Here is a 17,520-nt window from a genome sequence, read left to right on the forward strand (position 1 = left end):
CGTCGTCGACACCGCCATCGACGGCGGCCCCGACGGCGTCGGCCTCGTCGACCAGGAGCTCCTCGCCATCACCAACGACAGCGCCGGAGTCGCCGAGGAGGGCTCCTGGACCGCGAACGCGGCCCTGACCCTGAAGACCCCCACCACCGTCGACGCCGGCGACTACAGCTCCACCCTCACCCTCTCGCTCTTCGAGTGAGCCGACCGGTCGAGTAGCCGCCGTCGCCGGATCGCGCGCTGCTCGATCAGCATGAGACGGACGCTCCGCGCCCCATGCTGGTCGAGTAGCCGCCGCCGGCGGCGTATCGAGACCCACCCCGCCGAACACGCCGGATCTCGATACGCCCGCTCCGCGGCCTGCTCGATCAGCATGCAGCGGACCCGCTCCGCGGGCTGGTTCCGCGAGCGGTCGGCCCGCGCTGTCCATGCTGGTCGAGTAGCCGTCATGGGCGGCGTATCGAGACCCACCCCGTGAGAACCTGGACTCCCCATGACCTCCGTGCTCCGCGCCCTCCTCGCCGTCCTCGTCGGCGCGCTCGCGCTCTCCGCCGCTCCCCCGGCCCTCGCCGCGACCGACCAGATCACCTGGGCGGTCAGCCCCGCGACCGACGGCGCCGTCGACAAGCGCTCCTGGGTCGAGCTCGACCTCGACCCCGGCGCCACCGCCGACCAGCAGGCCGCGGTCCGCAACCTCAGCGACCAGACCGTCACCTTCCGCATCGACGCGGCCGACGGCTACTTCACCGACAAGGGCCGCTTCAACATGCTCCCCTCGGACCAGGAGTCCGTCGACGCCGGCACCTGGATCACCGCGCCCGAGACCGTCACCGTCGAGCCCGGCGGCACCGGCATCGTCCCCTTCACCGTCACCGTCCCCGACGACGCGGAGCCCGGCGACCACGCCGCCGGCCTCGCCGCCTCCCTCGTCTCCGTCGGCACCGACGTCGGCGGCTCCTCCGTCGGCGTCGAGAGCCGCATCGGCTTCCGCGTGATGACCCGCGTCACCGGCGACGTCGCCCCCGCCGTCGCCGTCGAGAACCTCGCCGGCGACTACCGCCTCTCCTGGAACCCCTTCCAGCCCGGCGCCCTCACCGTCACCGCCGACATCGTCAACACCGGCAACGTCCGCCTCCTCCTCGACGGCAGCGCCACCGCCCAGGGCGCCACCGCCCCGCTCGTCGCCGCCGACGCCGCCCAGCAGGAGCTGCTCCCCGGCGACCGCCGCGCCGTCACCCTCCCGCTCGACGACGTCTGGCCGCTCTTCGCCGTCGGCACCGACCTCACCGTCGCCCCGACCGTCGTCACCCCCGAGGGCCTCGACCCCGTCGACATCGCCCCGCTCACCGAGTCGACCACCACCGCCGCCGTCCCCCTGCCCCAGCTGGCCGTCCTGCTCGGCCTCGCCCTGATCCTCGCCGCGCTCCTCGCCGGCCGCACCCGCTCCCGCCGCCGCGTCGCCGCCCTCGTCGAGCAGGCCAAGGAGGAGGGCCGCCGCGAGGCCGCCCACCAGCCCTCCTGACGCCGGCCCCGTCCGCCCCCCTCCGCGAGATGCCACTTGTGCACGCTTTTCACGGCGTGTCGCGCTCATAAGTGGCATCTCGCGGAGCGGGGAGGGTGTTGCACTGGTCACCCGGAGGTCTACTGTCGGGCGTGCTGCCGCTCGATGACGCGCGCTTGACCGGATCCCCGCAGATGCAGCCTCTGACTCCGGGCGTGTTCTTCTCCGTTCCCCTCCGGGCCCCGCCCCCTGGGTTCTCCCCCTCAGCGCGCACCGTCCCCTGCGCGCAGGATCTGGAGCGACCATGTCGGCTCTGCGGGCGGCACTCGCCCTCGTCCTCGTCCCCCTGCTGACCGCGGGCGCCGTGCAGGCGGCGGATCCGCCCGCCGCGCCGCTGCCGTCCGCCTCGGCGATCCTCGCGAAGACGTCGCTCGCGGCCGACTACTACCGCCCGATCCTCCGCCTGGCGCCGGTGTCCACCCTCGCCGGCTGGTCGTGGGCGACCTTCGAGCAGGGCGAGAACGCGCTGTACTCCGCGTCCGGGAATCCCGCCTACCTCGCCGACGGCATGACCTGGGGCGGCCTCACCTCCTGGAAGGTCGCGTCCACCGGGCTGGACCCGGACGACCTCAAGGCCGGCCAGGTCTACCACGCGCTGAACGCGTCCGACCCGCGCGCCTCGCTGACCTCGATGGACGCCCGGATGGCCCAGGGGCTCGCGACCCTCCCGCTCGACCAGTACGACTGGTCGGACGCGCTCTTCATGGGGCTGCCGAACTGGGCGTCCTGGTCGAAGCGGAAGAACGACCCCGCCTACCTCGCCAAGATGGACGCCCTCTACGAGTGGTCCCGCGACCAGGGCGCGCAGAGCGACCGCTGCGCGGGCAGGGCGGTGCCGCAGTCCGGGCTCTTCGACGCCGCCGAGGGACTCTGGTATCGCGACTGCCGCTACGTCGGCGTGCCCGACGCCGGCGGGAACAAGGTCTTCTGGGGCCGCGGCAACGGCTGGGCGATGGCCGCGATGGCCGACGTGATCGACGCGCTCCCGGCGGGAGACGCGCGCGCCGTCCCGTACCAGGCCATGCTGCGGACGATGGCCGCCCGCGTCATCGGACTGCAGGGCTCCGACGGGCTCTGGCGATCGAGCCTCCTGAACAGCAGCGCCTTCCCCGCGCCCGAGACGAGCTCCACGGCGCTGTTCGCCTACGCGCTGGCCGCCGGGATCTCCTCCGGCACTCTCGACCGGGCGACCTACCTGCCCGCCGTCACCCGGGCGTGGCAGGGATTGACGACCGTCTCGCTGAAGCCGAGCGGCTTCGTGACCGGCTGCCAGTCGGTCGGCTTCCAGCCCGCCGGGAGCTACGCCGCGGCCGCACCGCGCACGGCCGCGACGGTCACCTCGGCCGGCACCCTGATCGCCGACTCGCCGCCCTTCTGCGTCGGCGCCCTCCTGCTCGCGGGCAGCGCCATCGCGGCGCTGGGCGGCGGATCGACGCCGACGCCGACCGTGACGCCGACAGCCACCGCGACACCGACCCCGACCCCGACCCCGGCTGCTACCGCGACTCCGACCCGCACGCCCACCCCCACTCCCACCCCGACGCCCGGCGTCTCCGGACCGGGTCGCTACCAGGAGACCTCGCCCGCCCTCACGCGCTCCGGAACCTGGACGACCCTCAAGGCCGCGTCCGACGACGGCGGCGGCTCGGCCTACAGCACGGGCGCCACCGCGACCACGACGATGACGTTCACCGGCACCGGCGTGCAGTGGATCAGCCGGCTCTCGCCGTCCGGCGGCATTAACGAGGTCTACCTCGACGGCGTCCGCGTCGCCCGGATCGACCGCTACAGCAGCACGACGCAGTACCGGCGGACCGTCTGGACCAGCGCCGTGCTCCCCGCCGGCGTGCACACCGTCTCCTTCCGCGCCACCGCCGACCGCAACCCCGCCGCGAAGGGCCGGACCCTCCTCCTCGACGCCGTCCTCATCACCGGCTGACCCCTCCCGCGAGATGCCACTTGTGCGCGCTTTCCACGGCGTGTCGCGCGCACAAGTGGCATCTCGCGACACTCTCCACCGGGTCGGACTGAGTGGTACCGTTTCTGGTACGACTCTGGAGGACATCATGGCCATCACGACCAGCGAGGCGCGTCGAGATCTATTCGGACTCATCGAGCGCGTCAACCTCGACCAGACGGAGGTCGAGATCACGTCCAAGCGCGGATCGGCGGTCCTGATGTCGAAGGACGAGTACGACTCGCTCGTCGAGACGAGCTATCTGCTCCGCTCCCCCGAGAACGCCCGCCGACTGCTCTCGGCGCTCGAGAGCGCGCGTTCCGGGGACACAATGGAGCGGGACCTGCTCGAGCCGTGACCCGCCTGCTCGCCTGGACGACCGAGGCCTGGGACGACTACCTGTTCTGGCAGACCCAGGACCGCAGGACGCTCAAGCGCGTGAATCTGCTGATCGCCGATGTCCTGCGCGACGATCCGTTCGAGGGGATCGGCAAACCGGAGCCGCTGAAGCACGCGCTCGCCGGAGCCTGGTCGCGCCGGATCGACGAGGCGAATCGCCTCGTGTACGTCGCGGACGCCGACCGCGTGACCGTCCTCCAGGCCCGCTACCACTACTGAGGGCAGCCATCCGGTCCGCCCGCGTCGCCGGCATCACATCGCGAGATGCCACTTGTGCACGCTTTTCACGGCGTGTCGCGTGCACAAGTGGCATCTCGCGGAGGGAGGGGCTACTGGTACGTGATCAGGTCGGGGAGGGGGGCGACCTCCGACATCGTCTGGGCGGGGGTCAGCATCGGGAGGTCCTCGTCGTAGAAGTTCTTCCAGCCCCAGGCGATGCCCTCGGGAGCGCCCTCGTGCAGGGCGTTCCAGGTGGCCTGCTTGTCGGGCTGGCCGCCCTGGCCGTCGACGTGGATCAGGAACTCGAGCTCGGGGCGGTCGCGGCGGATGCTGTCGCGGTCCTGCAGCATCGACAGCCGGAACTGGTGCAGCACGAACATCTTCGGCGGCAGGCCCTCGCGCTGCACGAGGTCCGCGAGCCAGCTCGAGACGCTGTCGACCTCGGCGGCCTGGACGCGGCCGATCTGCGCGAGCGGCACCTCGTCGGGAGCGAGCCGCCACTCCGGATCGAGCGCGAGGCCGACGTTCGGGAGGCGCAGCAGCTCCTCGTAGGCCTGCGCCTGGCTGAGGAAGTCGGAGCGGCCCGGTTGCAGGTCCAGCACGACGTACATGCCCGCCGCGGCGGCCGCGTCGATGTAGGGGCGGATGCCCGACGGCTCGAGCTCGTTGGAGTAGTCACCGTCACCGCCTGCGCTGCCCGCCGCGACGGTGGTGATGATCTCGAGGCTCGGCACCACCTGCAGATCGGTCAGCGAGCGGTACGGCTCGGCCACCGCCTCCGCCCGCGCGATCGTCGCATCGAGGCCCTGCTCGCCGAGCACGCCGAGGACGGGTGCGCCGGGCGTGCCGTAGATCGCGACGTAGAGGTGTCCGCCGAAGAGGCGCTGCCCGCCGCCGGGCAGCTGCCAGCCGCTCGCGGCGGCGCGCACCGACCACTCCGGCAGCGACTGCGCGGCGAGCACCGGGCCGAGCAGCAGGGTGCAGGAGGCGCCCGCGTCGGCGATCGCGGTGACGGCCGACCCCGAGGCGAGCAGGTCGGTGACGCCGTCGTCGACGAGGCTCACCGGCACGCCGACCGCGCGCGCGTTCGCGACGGCCGCGACGTCGGCGGCCTGGGCGAGGGCGGTCACCCCGGCGAGCGGTTCGGCCCGCGCCGGCAGCGCGCCGAAGGGCGGCTCCGCGGGGGCGCCGGGTGCGAGGGCGACGAGGGAGGCGAGGGAGGCGGCGTCGAGCGCGCCGACCGCGACTCCGGTCGCCTCCTCGATCGCGGCGGCCTCGGCGGCAGCGGTCACGGTGTCGACACCCGCGCGCTCCGCCACGGCGCCGACGGCGACGACACGGGTGGTGCCGAGCCGAGCGAGCTCGGCGTCGATCGAGGAGCCGGACGGCGAGGCCGAGGCCGTCGCGGTCGACGTGGATCCGGCACTCTCCACCAGCAGCGGCACGCCCCAGGCGATGCTCACCTGCGCGGCGAGCAGCACCGAGGCGGGCACGTCCTCCACCACGACGACGAGCGGCGCCGCGGTGAACAGCAGAGCGCTCGCACTCGCGGCGTCGGCGGCGAGCGCCACCGGACCGGCGGGCGCGGCGGCCTGCGTGCGCGGCGCCTCCTGCGGCTCGGAGTCCGAGGGGGACGTGGAGTCGAAGGTGCAGGCGCTCAGCAGCGGCAGGACGGCGAGTCCGCCGAGCACGACGCCGCGGCGGGTGAGGCCGTGTCGAGGCGGAAAACGATGGATCTCGGGGGGCATGCGCGGACCTCTCCTCTCGGAGCCGACGGGCTCACTGGTGCGCGGTGGGTCTCGCTCCAGTGTCGCAGGCGCTGCCCCCCGCCCGTGGGACCGGGGGCCGGAGCCGACCGGTCAGACCGTGCGCGGGGCCTTCGCGAGGTTGGCCTCGAGCTCCTCGCGGTTCTGCCGCACCACGTAGGCGGGGCGGTCGCGCTCGACGCGCCAGGACTCGCTCAGCGGCGTGATCGCGACGGTGTCGAAGCCGAGGCGGTCGTAGAGGTCGGTGACGAAGTGCACGGCCTCGGGGTAGTCGCTCGACGTGGCGAGGGCGCGGCGGTCCTCGCTGCCGGCGGGGGTGCCGTCGGTCGTGATGTCCGCGGCCATGATGTGGTTGAACGCCTTGACGACCTTCGACTCCGGGAGGTGCTTCTGCAGCATCTCGCTCGTGGTCGTCTCGCCCTTGTCGAGCGCCTCGATGCGGCCGTCGCGCTCGAAGTAGTAGTTGTTCGTGTCGAGGACGATCTTCCCGGCGAGCGGCGCGACCGGCACCTCGTCGAGGTTCTTCAGCGGCACGGTCACGACCGCGATCTCCGCGGCCTCGGCCGCCTCCTGCGCCGTGGCGGCGCGCGCCTTCGGGCCGAGCTCCGCGATGAGGTCGGCGAGGGTCTCGGGACCGCGCGAGTTGGCGATCACGACCTCGTCGCCCTGGGCGAGGACCGCGCGCGCGACCTGGCTGCCGATGTTGCCTGCTCCGATGATTCCGTAAGTGGTCATGGGGAAGGGAACGCCCGCGGAGGGGAGGAATTCCGTCGTGGGGCGCACTCCCACGCCGCGTCCAGGCACCGCGGACGCGCGTCGCCGCGATAGGTTCGAGCGTCCGCTGACGAACGACCCCGGAGACCGCGATGCCGCAGTTCGACCTCCCGCTCGAGCTCCTCGAGCAGTACCAGCCCGACCTGCCGGAGCCCGAGGGCTTCGCGGACTTCTGGCGCGAGACCATCGCCGAGGCCCGCGGCCTCGCGACCGAGCCCGTCTTCGAGCCCGTCGACGCCGGCTTCCCGCTCCTGGAGATGTTCGACGTCACCTTCTCCGGCTTCGGCGGCCACCCGATCCGCGGCTGGCTGATCCTCCCCCGCGGCGTCGAGGGCCCGCTCCCCGCGCTGGTCACCTACATCGGCTACGGCGGCGGCCGCGGCCTGGTCGACGAGTGGACCGCGATGAGCGCCGCCGGCTACGCGCACCTGGTGATGGACACCCGCGGCCAGGGCTCCGGCCACCGCGGCGGCGACACCCCCGACCCGGTCGGCAGCGGCCCGCACGTCAGCGGCTTCATGACCCAGGGCATCGAGTCGCCCGCGGACCACTTCTACCGCCGCGTCTTCACCGACGCGGTGCTCGCGCTCGACGTGCTGCGGGCGCACCCCGCCGTCGACCCGGCGCGCGTCGCGATCTCGGGCGGCAGCCAGGGCGGCGGCATCTGCCTCGCCGTCGCCGGCGTCCTGGGCCTGCTCGGCGAGTCGGAGTCGGCGCGCGCCGCGATCATCGACGTCCCGTTCCTCAGCCACATCGGCCACGCCGTGCGGATCGTGGAGTCCATGCCGTACGGCGAGGTCGTGCGCTACCTGCGCACCCACCGCGGCTCGGAGTCGTTCGTCTTCGACACGCTGTCCTACTTCGACGGCACCTCGTTCGCCCCGCACGCCGAGGTCCCGGCGATGTTCTCCGTCGCCCTGCTCGACGAGATCTGCCCGCCCTCCACCGTCTACGCCTCCTACAACCGCTACGCCGGCCCGCGCGAGATCCGGGTCTACCCGTTCAACGGCCACGAGGGCGGCGAGGTGTTCCAGATCCGCGAGCACGTGCGCTTCCTGGCCCGCGAGCTGGCGTAGCGGGCGAGCAGTTCGAACGGCTCAGCCCGACTGCGCGTCGAGCATCGCCGTGCCGATGCGGTCCTCCAGGTCGGCCAGCTCGTCGAGGACGTCGACGGCCACCCAGGCCTGGTCCCGCTTCCGGTCGGTCAGCGGAGTCAGCACCCCGACGGCGACGAGCTGCCCGATCGCCGCGCCGACGCTCGAGGGCGCCCGTCCGGTCAGGGCGATCGCGCGGGCGGTCGTGACGATCGGGTGGTCGAGCAGCCCGTCGAGGAGGAGCGCCGCCGCGCTCCCCGCGCGCGGCCGGACGGCGGCCCGCCAAGCGGCCGGGAGCGACTCGAGGACGGCGGCCGTCCGGGCCGATTCCGGAGCCGCGACCGCGCAGGCCCGCGCGAGCTCGTCGACGAAGGGCGCGAGCGCCCCGTCCCGGCAGTCGTTCACCAGCTCGAAGTAGCGCTCGCGATCCGCGACGAGCGCCGACGCCACCGGGACGACCGTGGTCCTCGTCAGCCCGCGACGGCGGAGGATCGCGGTGATCAGCGCGCGGCCGATGCGCCCGTTGCCGTCGGTGAAGGGGTGGATCGACTCGAACTGCGCGTGCGCGATCGCGGCCTGCACGATCGGGTCGAGGTCGCTCCGATTCGAGAACCGGATCAGGTCGGCCATCAGCGCGGGGACCGTCTCGGGCGGCGGGGGGACGTGCACCGCGCCCCGCGGGGAGTGGTCGCTGCCGCCGATCCAGTTCTGCATCGGCCGGTAGGCCCCGGCGGAGCGGGCGTCCACCGGGTCGTCGGCCATCAGGACCCGGTGCGCCGTGAGGATCGCGGCCTCGTCGATCAGGCCCGTCCGGCCGGCGGCGTCGACCATGCCCGTCATCGCGTCGGCCGCGGCCACCATCGACGTCGCGCTGGAGTTCGCGCGGATGCCGACGGTGGCGCGGGCGCAGTCCTCCAGACTCGCCTCCTCGTCTTCGATCTTGGAGGAGGAGACCGCCTCGGTGCGGAGCAGGAGCCGACCGAGCACGCGGAGCCGGCTCCCGTACTCGGCGTCCAGGGCGATGACCGCGTGTCGCGCGTCGTCGAGGGCCGGCCGGGAGGCGGGCGGCGGCTCCCAGGAGCACTCCGCGATCAGCGGCGGCAGGGCGACCACGACCTCGCTGAGCATCCGGTCCGCGCGCGTGCCGGCCCGGACGGTCTGTCGCCAGGGCCGCGTCTCGTGCTCGTGCGCCGGCCACTCGGACGTCATCGGGCTCCCCTCGACAACCCGAATCAGCGGGTGCGTTGTTTCGGGTTAAGGCTACAACCCGAATCGAGGGCGGCGCTGTTTCGGGTTGAGGGTGCAGTCCGACGGCCATCGCTTTGTGACGTCGTGCGACGACAGCGGTGCCGATTCCCGGCCACTCTGGGCACGATCGAGGGATGACTCGTCAGATCCGCTTCAACGCCTTCGACATGAACTGCGTCGCCCACCAGTCCTCGGGCATGTGGCGCCACCCTCAGGACCAGTCCTGGCGCTACAAGGACCTCTCCTACTGGACCGATCTGGCGAAGCTGCTCGAGCGGGGAACCTTCGACGGCATCTTCATCGCCGACGTCCTCGGCACCTACGACGTCTACGGCGGCTCGAACGAGGCCGCGATCCGGCACGGCGCGCAGGTCCCGGTGAACGACCCGATCCTGCTCGTCTCGGCGATGGCCGCCGCGACCGAGCACCTCGGCTTCGGCATCACGGCCGGCACCGCCTACGAGCACCCGTACCCGTTCGCGCGCCGCATGTCGACGCTCGACCACCTGACCAAGGGCCGCGTGGGCTGGAACGTCGTCACCGGCTACCTCCCCAGCGCCGCGCGCAACATGGGCCACGAGGACCAGCTCGAGCACGACGACCGCTACGACGTCGCCGACGAGTACCTCGAGGTCCTCTACAAGCTGTGGGAGGGGTCGTGGGAGGACGACGCCGTGATCCGCGACCGCGAGTCCGGCGTGTTCACCGACCCGGCGAAGGTGCACGAGATCGGCCACCGCGGCAAGAACTTCACCGTCCCCGGCATCCACCTCTCCGAGCCGTCGCTGCAGCGCACCCCCGTCATCTACCAGGCGGGCGCCTCGCCGCGCGGGATCCGCTTCGCGGCGGGCAACGCGGAGGCGATCTTCGTCGCGTCCTCGACCAAGGCGGGTCTGAAGGCCACCGTCTCGCGGATCCGCGACGCGCTCGAGGCGGCCGGCCGCGACCGCCACTCCGCGAAGATCTACACGCTGCTGACGATCATCACCGACGAGACCAGCGAGAAGGCGCACGCGAAGCACCGCGACTACCTCTCCTACGCGAGCGAGGAGGGCGCGCTGGTCTTCATGTCGGGCTGGATGGGCATCGACCTGTCGCAGTACGACCTCGACGAGCCGATCGGCAACGTCAAGAGCAACGCGATCCAGTCGACCGTCGCCAACTTCCAGGAGGCGAACGAGGACGGCAGCGAGTGGAAGGTCCGCGACATCGCCAAGCTCGGCGCGATCGGCGGGCTCGGCCCGTTCATCGTCGGCTCGCCCTCCGAGGTGGCCGACCACCTGCAGGAGTGGGTCGAGGACACCGACGTCGACGGCTTCAACCTCGCCTACGCGATCACCCCGGGCACCTTCGAGGACGTCGTCGAGTTCATCGTGCCGGAGCTCCGCCGCCGCGGCGCCTACCCCGACGAGTACGTCGAGGGCACCCTCCGCCAGAAGCTGCACGGCCGCGGCGACCGCCTGCCCGAGGAGCACCTCGGCGCCGGCTTCCGCTACCACGCGGACGCCTGACCTCGGGTCCCTCCCTGCTGATCGAGCAGCCCGCGCAGCGCCCTCCATGCTGATCGAGCAGCCCGCGGAGCGCCCTCCATGCTGATCGAGTAGCCCGCGCAGCGGGCGTATCGAGATCCACCAACGTCGGAACGCGAGTCTGCAGACCCGCCCTGCTGGTGTTGGCGGGTCTCGATACGCCCCTGCGGGGCTACTCGACCAACATGGGGCGCAGCGGGCGTATCGAGATCCCCCACCGCACGCACAGAAGCACCCCGCCGCAGTGCGCGACGGGGTGCTTGTGTGCGTGGGCGAGGAGCGTCAGCCCTCGAAGGTGGCGTCGAGGGTGATCTCGACTCCGGTGAGCGCCTTGCTGACGGGGCAGGTGTTCTTCGCGTCCTCGGCGGCCTTGAGGAAGGCGGCCTCGTCGATGCCGGAGACCTCGCCGCTGACGACGAGGGCGATCTTGGTCAGCTTGAAGCCGCCGGCCGAGTCCGGGCCGAGCGAGACGTCGGCGCGGACGTCGAGCGCCTCGACGGTGCCGCCGGCCTGGCCGAGGACGGCCGAGAACTGCATGGCGTAGCAGGCGGAGTGCGCGGCGCCGAGGAGCTCCTCGGGGCTGGTCGAGCCGTTGGCGTCGTCGGCCGCGCGCTTGGGGAACGAGACGTCGTAGGTGCCGAGCTTCGAGCTCGAGAGCTCGACCTGGCCCTCGCCGGTCTCGAGCGAGCCGTTCCAGGCGGTGCGTGCAGAACGAGTGGGCATGGTTCCTCCTTCGGGGCGGGGAGCACCTGCCGTACCGGCGCTCTCCCTGGAATTCCGAGCCTAGGGGAACGATCGTTCTCCTGCAACGCGCTGGCGCGGAACGTCGCCTGGGAAAGCACCGGCTCAGTGCAGCAGCTTCAGCCCGATCACGCAGCCGACGATCCCGAGGACCAGCAGCGTGCGGACGAGCGAGAAGCCCTCGCCGCCGAAGAACATGCCGTAGAGCACGGTCAGCGAGGCGCCGATCCCGACCCAGACCGCATAGGCCGTGCCGGTGGGCAGGTCGCGCATCGCGTAGGCCAGCCCGGACAGGCTGGCGACGACGCCGACCCCGAAGATCACGGACGGCCAGAGGCGGGTGAACCCCTCGGACTTGCCGAGGGCGGTGGCCCACACGGCCTCGAGGACACCGGAGACGATCAGGACGATCCAGGACACGACGACTCACTCCTTCGAGTCAGTCTTGTCGTGCTGCCGGGTACTGCTCCCTCGTCCGGTTCGCCGTCATCGGCTCCCGCCAGCCTGTCACCGCGCCCTGGGCAGGCCCTGGGCAGCGCCGGCGGGGGCGGGGCAGCGCCGCTAGGCGAGGACCCGGTGGCCGCCGCCGCGCTGGCGCGCCATCTCGGCGCCGAGGCGCTCGGCCTCCTCGCGGGAGTCGTGGCGGGTGAGCGGGACGGCGGCACCCGCGATGCGGTTGTGCCAGCCGGCGTCGTCGGCGTAGGTCTCGATCGCGGCGATGCGATCGCCGGTGGTCCTGCTGGTGTGCGCGCTCAAGGGCGCCTCCGTCTCTCCCCGCCTCTCGGAGAGACCGGGCCCACCAGACAACCCCGCGCGGCGGCGTCGGCCACAGGGGGTTGACGGCCCCGCGGGCCGGAGAGGAGGCTCAGCCCGCGACGGAGGCGGCGGGATCGAGGTGGTCGGCCAGCGCGTCGATCGCCTGGTCCCAGCCGTCGTAGAACGAGTCGTCGCCCTGCTCGCCGTCGACGCCGGCCAGCTCGAAGGTCAGCCGGGTCAGCTCGCCGGCCGAGCGGATCGACACGGTCACGACGGGCGCGTCCGCGTCGCCGGGCTCGCCCCAGGTGAAGACGAGCTTCTCGGGAGCCGTGATCTCGCGGTAGACGCCGCCGGTCGGGTAGGTCTCCTCGCTCGCGGTCGAGACCATCGTGTAGGCGTAGCGGCCGCCGACCTTCAGGTCCACCTCGACCGACTCGCGCGGAGTGGTCAGCCCGCGCGGGTGCCACCACTGCGCGATCTCGTCGGGATCGGTCCACGCGCTCCAGATCTCCTGGGGCGTCGCGTCGAACAGCCGGGTGAGGGTGAAGCCCTGAGCGTCGTCGGTCATGGTCGTGCTCCTTGCTGAGCGTCGGAAGGGATGCGCGCGAGCGTACTCCGGGGGCCTCCGAGGCTCCTCCACTCGGTCCCCCGCGCGCAACCCGGACCGTGCTGATGGAGGGAGAGGACGCGCGGCGCCCCTTCTCATGCTGGTCGAGCAGCCCCGCAGGGGCGTATCGAGCGGCGAAGCCGCTTCACGTCTCGGTGGTGAGGGAGAGTACGCGCGGCGCCCCCTTCATGCTGGTCGAGTAGCCCCGCAGGGGCGTATCGAGACCCGACGTCGTCAAGAGGGCTGGTCTGCAGACTCGTCCTTCAGACGGTGGGCGGATCTCGATACGCCCGCTGCGCGGGCTACTCGATCAACATGGGGAGACCGCTGCGCGGGCTACTCGATCAACATGGAGAGGGCCCGACCGGCGGGCTACTCGGTCAGCATGGGGAGCTCGATCCGCGGGATGCTCGATCAACTTGGAGAGGGCCCGACCGGCGGGCTGATCGATCAGCGTGGGGCGGGCGCGGGTCAGCTGCCGAGGCGGCCTGTCAGGCGGCGGTGGAAGCCGGTGCTGCGCTCGTCGAGGCCCTCGATGGTGACGGTGGCGCCGTGGTCGCGGTACTTCGTCTCGATGGAGTCGAGGGCGGCGACGGTGGAGGCGTCCCAGATCTGGGCGCGGCCGAGGTCGATGACGACGGCGGCGGGGTCGTCGGAGTAGGCGAAGCGGTCGACGAGGTCGTTGCTGCTGCCGAAGAAGAGCGGGCCGGTCACGGTGTAGCGGACGGACGCGCCGTCGTCGGCGAGGGCGCGCTCGACCGCGATGACGTGGGCGACGCGGCGGGCGAAGAGGATCATCGCCAGGATCACGCCGACCAGCACGCCCAGCGCGAGGTTGTCGGTCGCGACGACGACCGCGACGGTGACGACCATCACGAGCGTCTCGGGCACGGGCATCCGGCGCAGGGTCGAGGGACGGAGGCTGTGCCAGTCGACGGTGCTGATCGCGACGATCATCATCACCGCGGCGAGCGCCACCATCGGGATGCGGCCCATCACCGAGCTGAGCCCGGTGACCAGCGCGAGCAGGAAGACGCCGGCGACGATCGTCGACAGGCGGGTGCGCGCGCCGCCGGTCTTCACGTTGAGCACGGTCTGGCCGATCATCGCGCAGCCGGCGATGCCGCCGTAGAAGCCGGCGAGCAGGTTCGAGACGCCGAGCGCCCAGGACTCGCGGCCCTTGTGCGAGGGGGTGCCGGTCATCTCGTCGACGAGCTTGGCGGTGAGCAGCGTCTCCATCAGGCCGACGAAGGCGACACTGAGCGCGGTCGGCAGGATCAGCTGCAGCGTCGCGAGGTCGAGCGGCACCAGGAACGGCGTGATGCCGGGCAGCTGCCCGGTCAGCGGTCCCTCGTCGGCGACGTCCGGGACGGCGAGGTTCGCGAGGATGACGACGGCCGTCACGACGACGATCGCGACGAGCGGGGCCGGCACCGCGGTGGTGAAGCGGGGCAGCACGAAGATGATCAGCAGGGTCGCCGCGAAGAGCGCGTAGGCGATCCACGGGACGTCGATGACGTGCGGCACCTGCGCCAGGAAGATCAGGATCCCGAGCGCGTTGACGAAGCCGATCATCACGGAGCGCGGGATGAACCGCATCAGCCGGGCGAGACCGGCGAAGCCGAAGACGATCTGGATGACCGCGGCGAGGATCACCGTCGGCAGCACGTACTCGACGCCGTGCTCGGAGACGAGCGGCGCGATGACAAGCGCGACGGAGCCGGCCGCCGCGGTGATCACGCCGGGGCGCCCCCCGAGGATCGACATGGTCAGCGCGAGGACGATCGAGGCGACGAGGCTCACCATCGGGTCCACTCCCGCGACGACCGAGAAGGAGATCACCTCGGGCACCAGCGCGAGGGTCGTCACCATGCCGGCGAGCACCTCGCGGGAGAGCTGGCGCGGCGAGCGGAGGGCGTCGAGGACGGTGATCGCGCGGTTCGCGACGGCGGGGCGGGGCCCGGGCAGGCTGGTGGGGCTGGTGGGGACGGACACGACGGTCTCCAGGGGCGGACGGGCTCGGCGGGAGCGGCGGTCGGAAGGGGAGGAGCGCGGCGTCGCGCGAGCCGGGCCCGCGCACGGGGAGAATGGTGCGGGACCCTCGACGGCAAACCTACCGCAACGTGAGGGTTCACCGGGACGGAGAGACGATGGCGGACGACCGCACGACCGAGCTGACGGCCGAGGAGGTCGAGGCGACCATGCGCATCGGCGAGCTCGCCGACCGGTCGTCGCTGTCGCTGCGGACGATCCGGCACTACGACGAGGTCGGGCTGCTCCGGCCGAGTGGCCGCACCGAGGGCGGGTTCCGCCTCTACACCGAGCGCGACTTCGACCGCCTGCTGCTCATCCGCCGGATGAAGCCGCTCGGCTACACGCTCGACGCGATGACCGAGCTGCTCCGCGCCGTCGACAGCCTCGAGCAGGCGGAGTCCCCGGAGGAGACCGCCGCGATCCGCGCGCAACTGGCCGCGTTCGAGGAGGAGGCGTCGCTCCGCCGCGCGAAGCTGCAGGACCAGCTGGCGATGGCGGACGAGTTCCTCGCCCTGCTCCGCGCACGCTGAGGCGGCGAGCAGGGCGAGGCGATCGGCCGGGCCCGGCTACAGGATGAAGAGCATCTCCTGGTAGGTCGGCAGCGGCCACAGGTCGTCGGCGATGAGCCCCTCGATGGTGTCGGCCGCCTCGCGGACCGCCGCCATCGCCGGGATCAGCGCGGCGCGGGCGTGCTCCGCCTCATCGAGGGCCGTGTGGCCCGGCTCGACCGCGAGCGCGTCCTTCAGGGTGGCGAGCGCCGTGCGCAGGTCGGCGATCGGCGCGCTGACCTCGTGCAGCGGCGCGAGATCCGGCTCGACTCCGGCGGCCTTGAGCGCGCCGACGTTCAGCGCGACCTCGGTCTGGTGCCGCACGGCGGCCGGCAGGATCGAGGTCGTGCCCATCTCGAGCGTGAGCCGCGCCTCGACACCGACCGACAGCGCGTACTGCTCGAGGCCGATCTCGTAGCGGCTGTGCATCTCGCGGTGGTTGAAGACCCGGTACTTCTCGAAGAGCTCGAGGGCGGAGTCGGTGATCAGCTCGGGCAGGGCGTCGAGCGTCGTGCGCAGGTTGGCGAGCCCGCGCTTCTCGGCCTCGATCGGCCAGGCGTCCGCGTAGCCGTCGCCGTTGAAGACGACCGCGCCGTGCTCGGTGATGATCGCGGTCAGGAAATCCTGCACCGCGGTGTCGAAGTCGGTGCCGGCGGCGACCGCGGTCTCGAGCTCGGTCGCCGCGAAGTCGAGCGACTCCGCCATGATCGTGGCGATCGTCACCATCGGGCCGGCGACCGACTGCATCGAGCCCGGCGCGCGGAACTCGAAGCGGTTGCCGGTGAAGGCGAACGGGCTGGTGCGGTTGCGGTCGCCCGGGTCGGTCGGGAGGATCGGCAGGGTGTCGACGCCGATCTGCATCGCGCCGCGCCCCTTGGACGAGGTCGCCGGGCCCTTCGCGAGCTGCTCGAAGACGTCCGCGAGCTGGTCGCCGAGGAAGATCGAGATGATCGCGGGCGGGGCCTCGTTGGCGCCGAGGCGGTGGTCGTTCGAGGCGGAGGCGACGGAGGCGCGCAGCAGCCCGCCGTAGCGATGCACCGCGCGGATGACCGCGGCGCAGAAGACCAGGAACTGCGCGTTCTCGTGCGGGGTGTCGCCGGGGACGAGGAGCGAGCCGAGCTCGCTGTTGCCGAGCGAGAAGTTGACGTGCTTGCCCGAGCCGTTGACCCCGAGGAAGGGCTTCTCGTGGAAGAGGCACTCCATCCCGTGCTTCTTGGCGACCGACTTGAACGTGGTCATCAGGAGCTGCTGGTGGTCGGCCGCGATGTTGCCGCGCTCGAACATCGGGGCGATCTCGAACTGCCCCGGCGCGACCTCGTTGTGCCGGGTCTTCGCGGGGATGCCGAGCTTGAACAGCTCGCGCTCGGTGTCCATCATGAAGCCGAGCACGCGCTCCGGGATGGCGCCGAAGTAGTGGTCGTCGAACTCCTGGCCCTTGGGCGGCTTGGTGCCGAAGAGAGTGCGGCCGGCGTTCAGCAGATCGGGGCGGGCGAGGAAGAAGTGCCGGTCGATCAGGAAGTACTCCTGCTCCGGTCCGCAGAACGAGACGACGGGCTTCGGCGCGACGTGCCCGAAGAGCTTCAGGATGCGGACGGCGTGCTCGCCCATCGCCTGCTGCGAGCGCAGCAGCGGCGTCTTGTGGTCGAGGGCCTCGCCGGTCATCGAGACGAAGACCGTCGGGATGCAGAGCGTGTTGCCGTTGGGGTTCTCGAGCACGTAGGCCGGGCTGGTGACGTCCCAGCCGGTGTAGCCGCGGGCCTCGAAGGTGTTGCGGAGCCCGCCGTTGGGGAAGCTCGAGGCGTCGGGCTCGCCCTGGACCAGGGTCTTGCCGGCGAACTCGGCCAGCGCGGAGCCGTCGCCGACCGGCTCGAAGAAGCTGTCGTGCTTCTCGGCGGTGAGCCCGGTGAGCGGGTAGAAGACGTGCGCGTAGTGGGTGGCGCCCTTCTCGAGCGCCCAGTCCTTCATCGCCGAGGCGACGGCGTCGGCGACCAGCGGGTCGAGCACGGCCCCGTGCTCGATGGTGGCCATGACCGACTTGAAGACCGACTTCGGCAGGCGCTGCCGCATCACGATCGTGCTGAAGACGTTCGAGCCGAAGATCTCGCCCGGCGCCTCGGTCTGATCGAAGACGACCGCGGGCGGGACGTAGGCTTCGACGTCCTTGATCGCGTCGCGGCGGACCGTGTTCCCACTCATGTGTGCCCCGTTCAGCGGCGTCGTGCTCCGCGCCGACCGCGGAGACCGTGGCCAGGCTAGGGAGCGCAGATGCCGGGGCTGTTTCGGGGCGGTG

16 protein-coding genes, 1 pseudogene and 1 riboswitch are annotated in these 17,520 nt (G+C 72.0%); of the genes and pseudogenes, 8 read left to right on the plus strand and 9 right to left on the minus strand.

Going from position 1 to position 17,520, the window contains the following annotated elements; translation table 11 throughout:
- From EDF17_RS18620 to EDF17_RS18640, 5 genes and pseudogenes are all read left to right on the plus strand, one after another.
- Positions 1–199 (plus strand): annotated as a pseudogene (locus EDF17_RS18620) (hypothetical protein); the annotation flags it as partial.
- Positions 200–490: 291 nt separating this feature from the next.
- Positions 491–1,519, plus strand: a complete 1,029-nt coding sequence (locus tag EDF17_RS18625) for a DUF916 domain-containing protein (protein ID WP_123444495.1) — start codon at positions 491–493, stop codon at positions 1,517–1,519.
- Positions 1,520–1,802: 283 nt separating this feature from the next.
- A complete protein-coding gene (locus tag EDF17_RS18630; protein WP_123444494.1) occupies positions 1,803–3,497 on the plus strand; it encodes a glycoside hydrolase family 88 protein in 1,695 nt (564 codons plus the stop codon).
- Positions 3,498–3,624: 127 nt separating this feature from the next.
- Positions 3,625–3,873 carry a type II toxin-antitoxin system prevent-host-death family antitoxin gene (locus EDF17_RS18635; RefSeq protein WP_123444493.1) on the plus strand — a complete coding sequence of 83 codons (249 nt, stop codon included), beginning with the start codon at positions 3,625–3,627 and terminating at the stop codon, positions 3,871–3,873.
- A complete protein-coding gene (locus EDF17_RS18640) occupies positions 3,870–4,133 on the plus strand; it encodes a Txe/YoeB family addiction module toxin (protein ID WP_123444492.1) in 264 nt (87 codons plus the stop codon). The genes EDF17_RS18635 and EDF17_RS18640 overlap by 4 nt, the downstream gene beginning before the upstream one ends.
- Before the next feature lie 110 nt (positions 4,134–4,243).
- On the opposite strand, the gene EDF17_RS18645 is transcribed toward EDF17_RS18640, so the two are convergent.
- Positions 4,244–5,881, minus strand: coding sequence for a hypothetical protein (locus EDF17_RS18645; RefSeq protein ID WP_133672158.1), 1,638 nt, complete (start codon positions 5,879–5,881; stop codon positions 4,244–4,246).
- A gap of 111 nt (positions 5,882–5,992) precedes the next feature.
- The gene (locus EDF17_RS18650) at positions 5,993–6,634 is read right to left on the minus strand and encodes an NAD(P)-binding domain-containing protein (protein WP_123444490.1); all 642 of its coding nucleotides are present in this window, start codon (positions 6,632–6,634) and stop codon (positions 5,993–5,995) included.
- 131 nt (positions 6,635–6,765) lie between these two features.
- Here EDF17_RS18650 and EDF17_RS18655 point away from each other — a divergent pair, with 131 nt between their 5' ends.
- The gene (locus tag EDF17_RS18655; RefSeq protein WP_123444489.1) at positions 6,766–7,749 is read left to right on the plus strand and encodes an acetylxylan esterase; all 984 of its coding nucleotides are present in this window, start codon (positions 6,766–6,768) and stop codon (positions 7,747–7,749) included.
- Positions 7,750–7,770: 21 nt separating this feature from the next.
- Here the strand turns inward: EDF17_RS18655 and EDF17_RS18660 are convergent, their stop codons facing one another.
- Positions 7,771–8,976 carry a Fic family protein gene (locus EDF17_RS18660; RefSeq protein ID WP_123444488.1) on the minus strand — a complete coding sequence of 402 codons (1,206 nt, stop codon included), beginning with the start codon at positions 8,974–8,976 and terminating at the stop codon, positions 7,771–7,773.
- A gap of 173 nt (positions 8,977–9,149) precedes the next feature.
- On the opposite strand from EDF17_RS18660, the gene EDF17_RS18665 reads away from it, so the two are divergent.
- Positions 9,150–10,526 carry an LLM class flavin-dependent oxidoreductase gene (locus EDF17_RS18665; protein ID WP_123444487.1) on the plus strand — a complete coding sequence of 459 codons (1,377 nt, stop codon included), beginning with the start codon at positions 9,150–9,152 and terminating at the stop codon, positions 10,524–10,526.
- Positions 10,527–10,826: 300 nt separating this feature from the next.
- Here EDF17_RS18665 and EDF17_RS18670 read toward each other — a convergent pair whose 3' ends face one another.
- The 5 genes from EDF17_RS18670 to EDF17_RS18690 form a co-directional block, all read right to left on the minus strand.
- Entirely contained in the window at positions 10,827–11,267 is a 441-nt protein-coding gene (locus EDF17_RS18670) for an OsmC family peroxiredoxin (RefSeq protein ID WP_123444486.1), read from the minus strand.
- A 123-nt stretch (positions 11,268–11,390) separates the two neighbouring features.
- The gene (locus EDF17_RS18675) at positions 11,391–11,705 is read right to left on the minus strand and encodes a multidrug efflux SMR transporter (protein ID WP_123444485.1); all 315 of its coding nucleotides are present in this window, start codon (positions 11,703–11,705) and stop codon (positions 11,391–11,393) included.
- Positions 11,706–11,718: 13 nt separating this feature from the next.
- Positions 11,719–11,784: riboswitch (guanidine-III (ykkC-III) riboswitch) on the minus strand.
- A 62-nt stretch (positions 11,785–11,846) separates the two neighbouring features.
- Positions 11,847–12,041, minus strand: coding sequence for a DUF2188 domain-containing protein (locus tag EDF17_RS18680; RefSeq protein ID WP_123444484.1), 195 nt, complete (start codon positions 12,039–12,041; stop codon positions 11,847–11,849).
- Between the two features lie 109 nt (positions 12,042–12,150).
- Positions 12,151–12,609: an SRPBCC domain-containing protein gene (locus EDF17_RS18685; RefSeq protein WP_123444483.1), complete on the minus strand. Its 459-nt coding sequence runs from the start codon at positions 12,607–12,609 to the stop codon at positions 12,151–12,153.
- A 510-nt stretch (positions 12,610–13,119) separates the two neighbouring features.
- Positions 13,120–14,616 (minus strand): SulP family inorganic anion transporter, encoded by a 1,497-nt coding sequence (locus EDF17_RS18690; protein WP_243732977.1) that lies wholly within the window; start codon positions 14,614–14,616, stop codon positions 13,120–13,122.
- A 182-nt stretch (positions 14,617–14,798) separates the two neighbouring features.
- Here EDF17_RS18690 and EDF17_RS18695 point away from each other — a divergent pair, with 182 nt between their 5' ends.
- Positions 14,799–15,212 (plus strand): MerR family transcriptional regulator, encoded by a 414-nt coding sequence (locus tag EDF17_RS18695; protein WP_123444482.1) that lies wholly within the window; start codon positions 14,799–14,801, stop codon positions 15,210–15,212.
- Between the two features lie 36 nt (positions 15,213–15,248).
- Here EDF17_RS18695 and EDF17_RS18700 read toward each other — a convergent pair whose 3' ends face one another.
- A complete protein-coding gene (locus tag EDF17_RS18700) occupies positions 15,249–17,426 on the minus strand; it encodes a glutamine synthetase III (RefSeq protein ID WP_123444481.1) in 2,178 nt (725 codons plus the stop codon).
- Positions 17,427–17,520: the final 94 nt, after the last annotated feature.

The organism is Rathayibacter sp. PhB1 (assembly GCF_004362935.1).
GTDB lineage: Bacteria > Actinomycetota > Actinomycetes > Actinomycetales > Microbacteriaceae > Rathayibacter > Rathayibacter festucae.

What these genes read in the sequence shown, in the direction of transcription:
- EDF17_RS18625 (WP_123444495.1), top strand. Translation starts at nt 491, where the DNA reads ATGACCTCCGTGCTCCGCGCCCTCCTCGCCGTCCTCGTCGGCGCGCTC.
- EDF17_RS18630 (WP_123444494.1), top strand. Translation starts at nt 1,803, where the DNA reads ATGTCGGCTCTGCGGGCGGCACTCGCCCTCGTCCTCGTCCCCCTGCTG.
- EDF17_RS18635 (WP_123444493.1), top strand. Translation starts at nt 3,625, where the DNA reads ATGGCCATCACGACCAGCGAGGCGCGTCGAGATCTATTCGGACTCATC.
- EDF17_RS18645 (WP_133672158.1), bottom strand. Translation starts at nt 5,881, where the DNA reads ATGCCCCCCGAGATCCATCGTTTTCCGCCTCGACACGGCCTCACCCGC.
- EDF17_RS18650 (WP_123444490.1), bottom strand. Translation starts at nt 6,634, where the DNA reads ATGACCACTTACGGAATCATCGGAGCAGGCAACATCGGCAGCCAGGTC.
- EDF17_RS18655 (WP_123444489.1), top strand. Translation starts at nt 6,766, where the DNA reads ATGCCGCAGTTCGACCTCCCGCTCGAGCTCCTCGAGCAGTACCAGCCC.
- EDF17_RS18660 (WP_123444488.1), bottom strand. Translation starts at nt 8,976, where the DNA reads ATGACGTCCGAGTGGCCGGCGCACGAGCACGAGACGCGGCCCTGGCGA.
- EDF17_RS18665 (WP_123444487.1), top strand. Translation starts at nt 9,150, where the DNA reads ATGACTCGTCAGATCCGCTTCAACGCCTTCGACATGAACTGCGTCGCC.
- EDF17_RS18670 (WP_123444486.1), bottom strand. Translation starts at nt 11,267, where the DNA reads ATGCCCACTCGTTCTGCACGCACCGCCTGGAACGGCTCGCTCGAGACC.
- EDF17_RS18685 (WP_123444483.1), bottom strand. Translation starts at nt 12,609, where the DNA reads ATGACCGACGACGCTCAGGGCTTCACCCTCACCCGGCTGTTCGACGCG.
- EDF17_RS18695 (WP_123444482.1), top strand. Translation starts at nt 14,799, where the DNA reads ATGGCGGACGACCGCACGACCGAGCTGACGGCCGAGGAGGTCGAGGCG.
- EDF17_RS18700 (WP_123444481.1), bottom strand. Translation starts at nt 17,426, where the DNA reads ATGAGTGGGAACACGGTCCGCCGCGACGCGATCAAGGACGTCGAAGCC.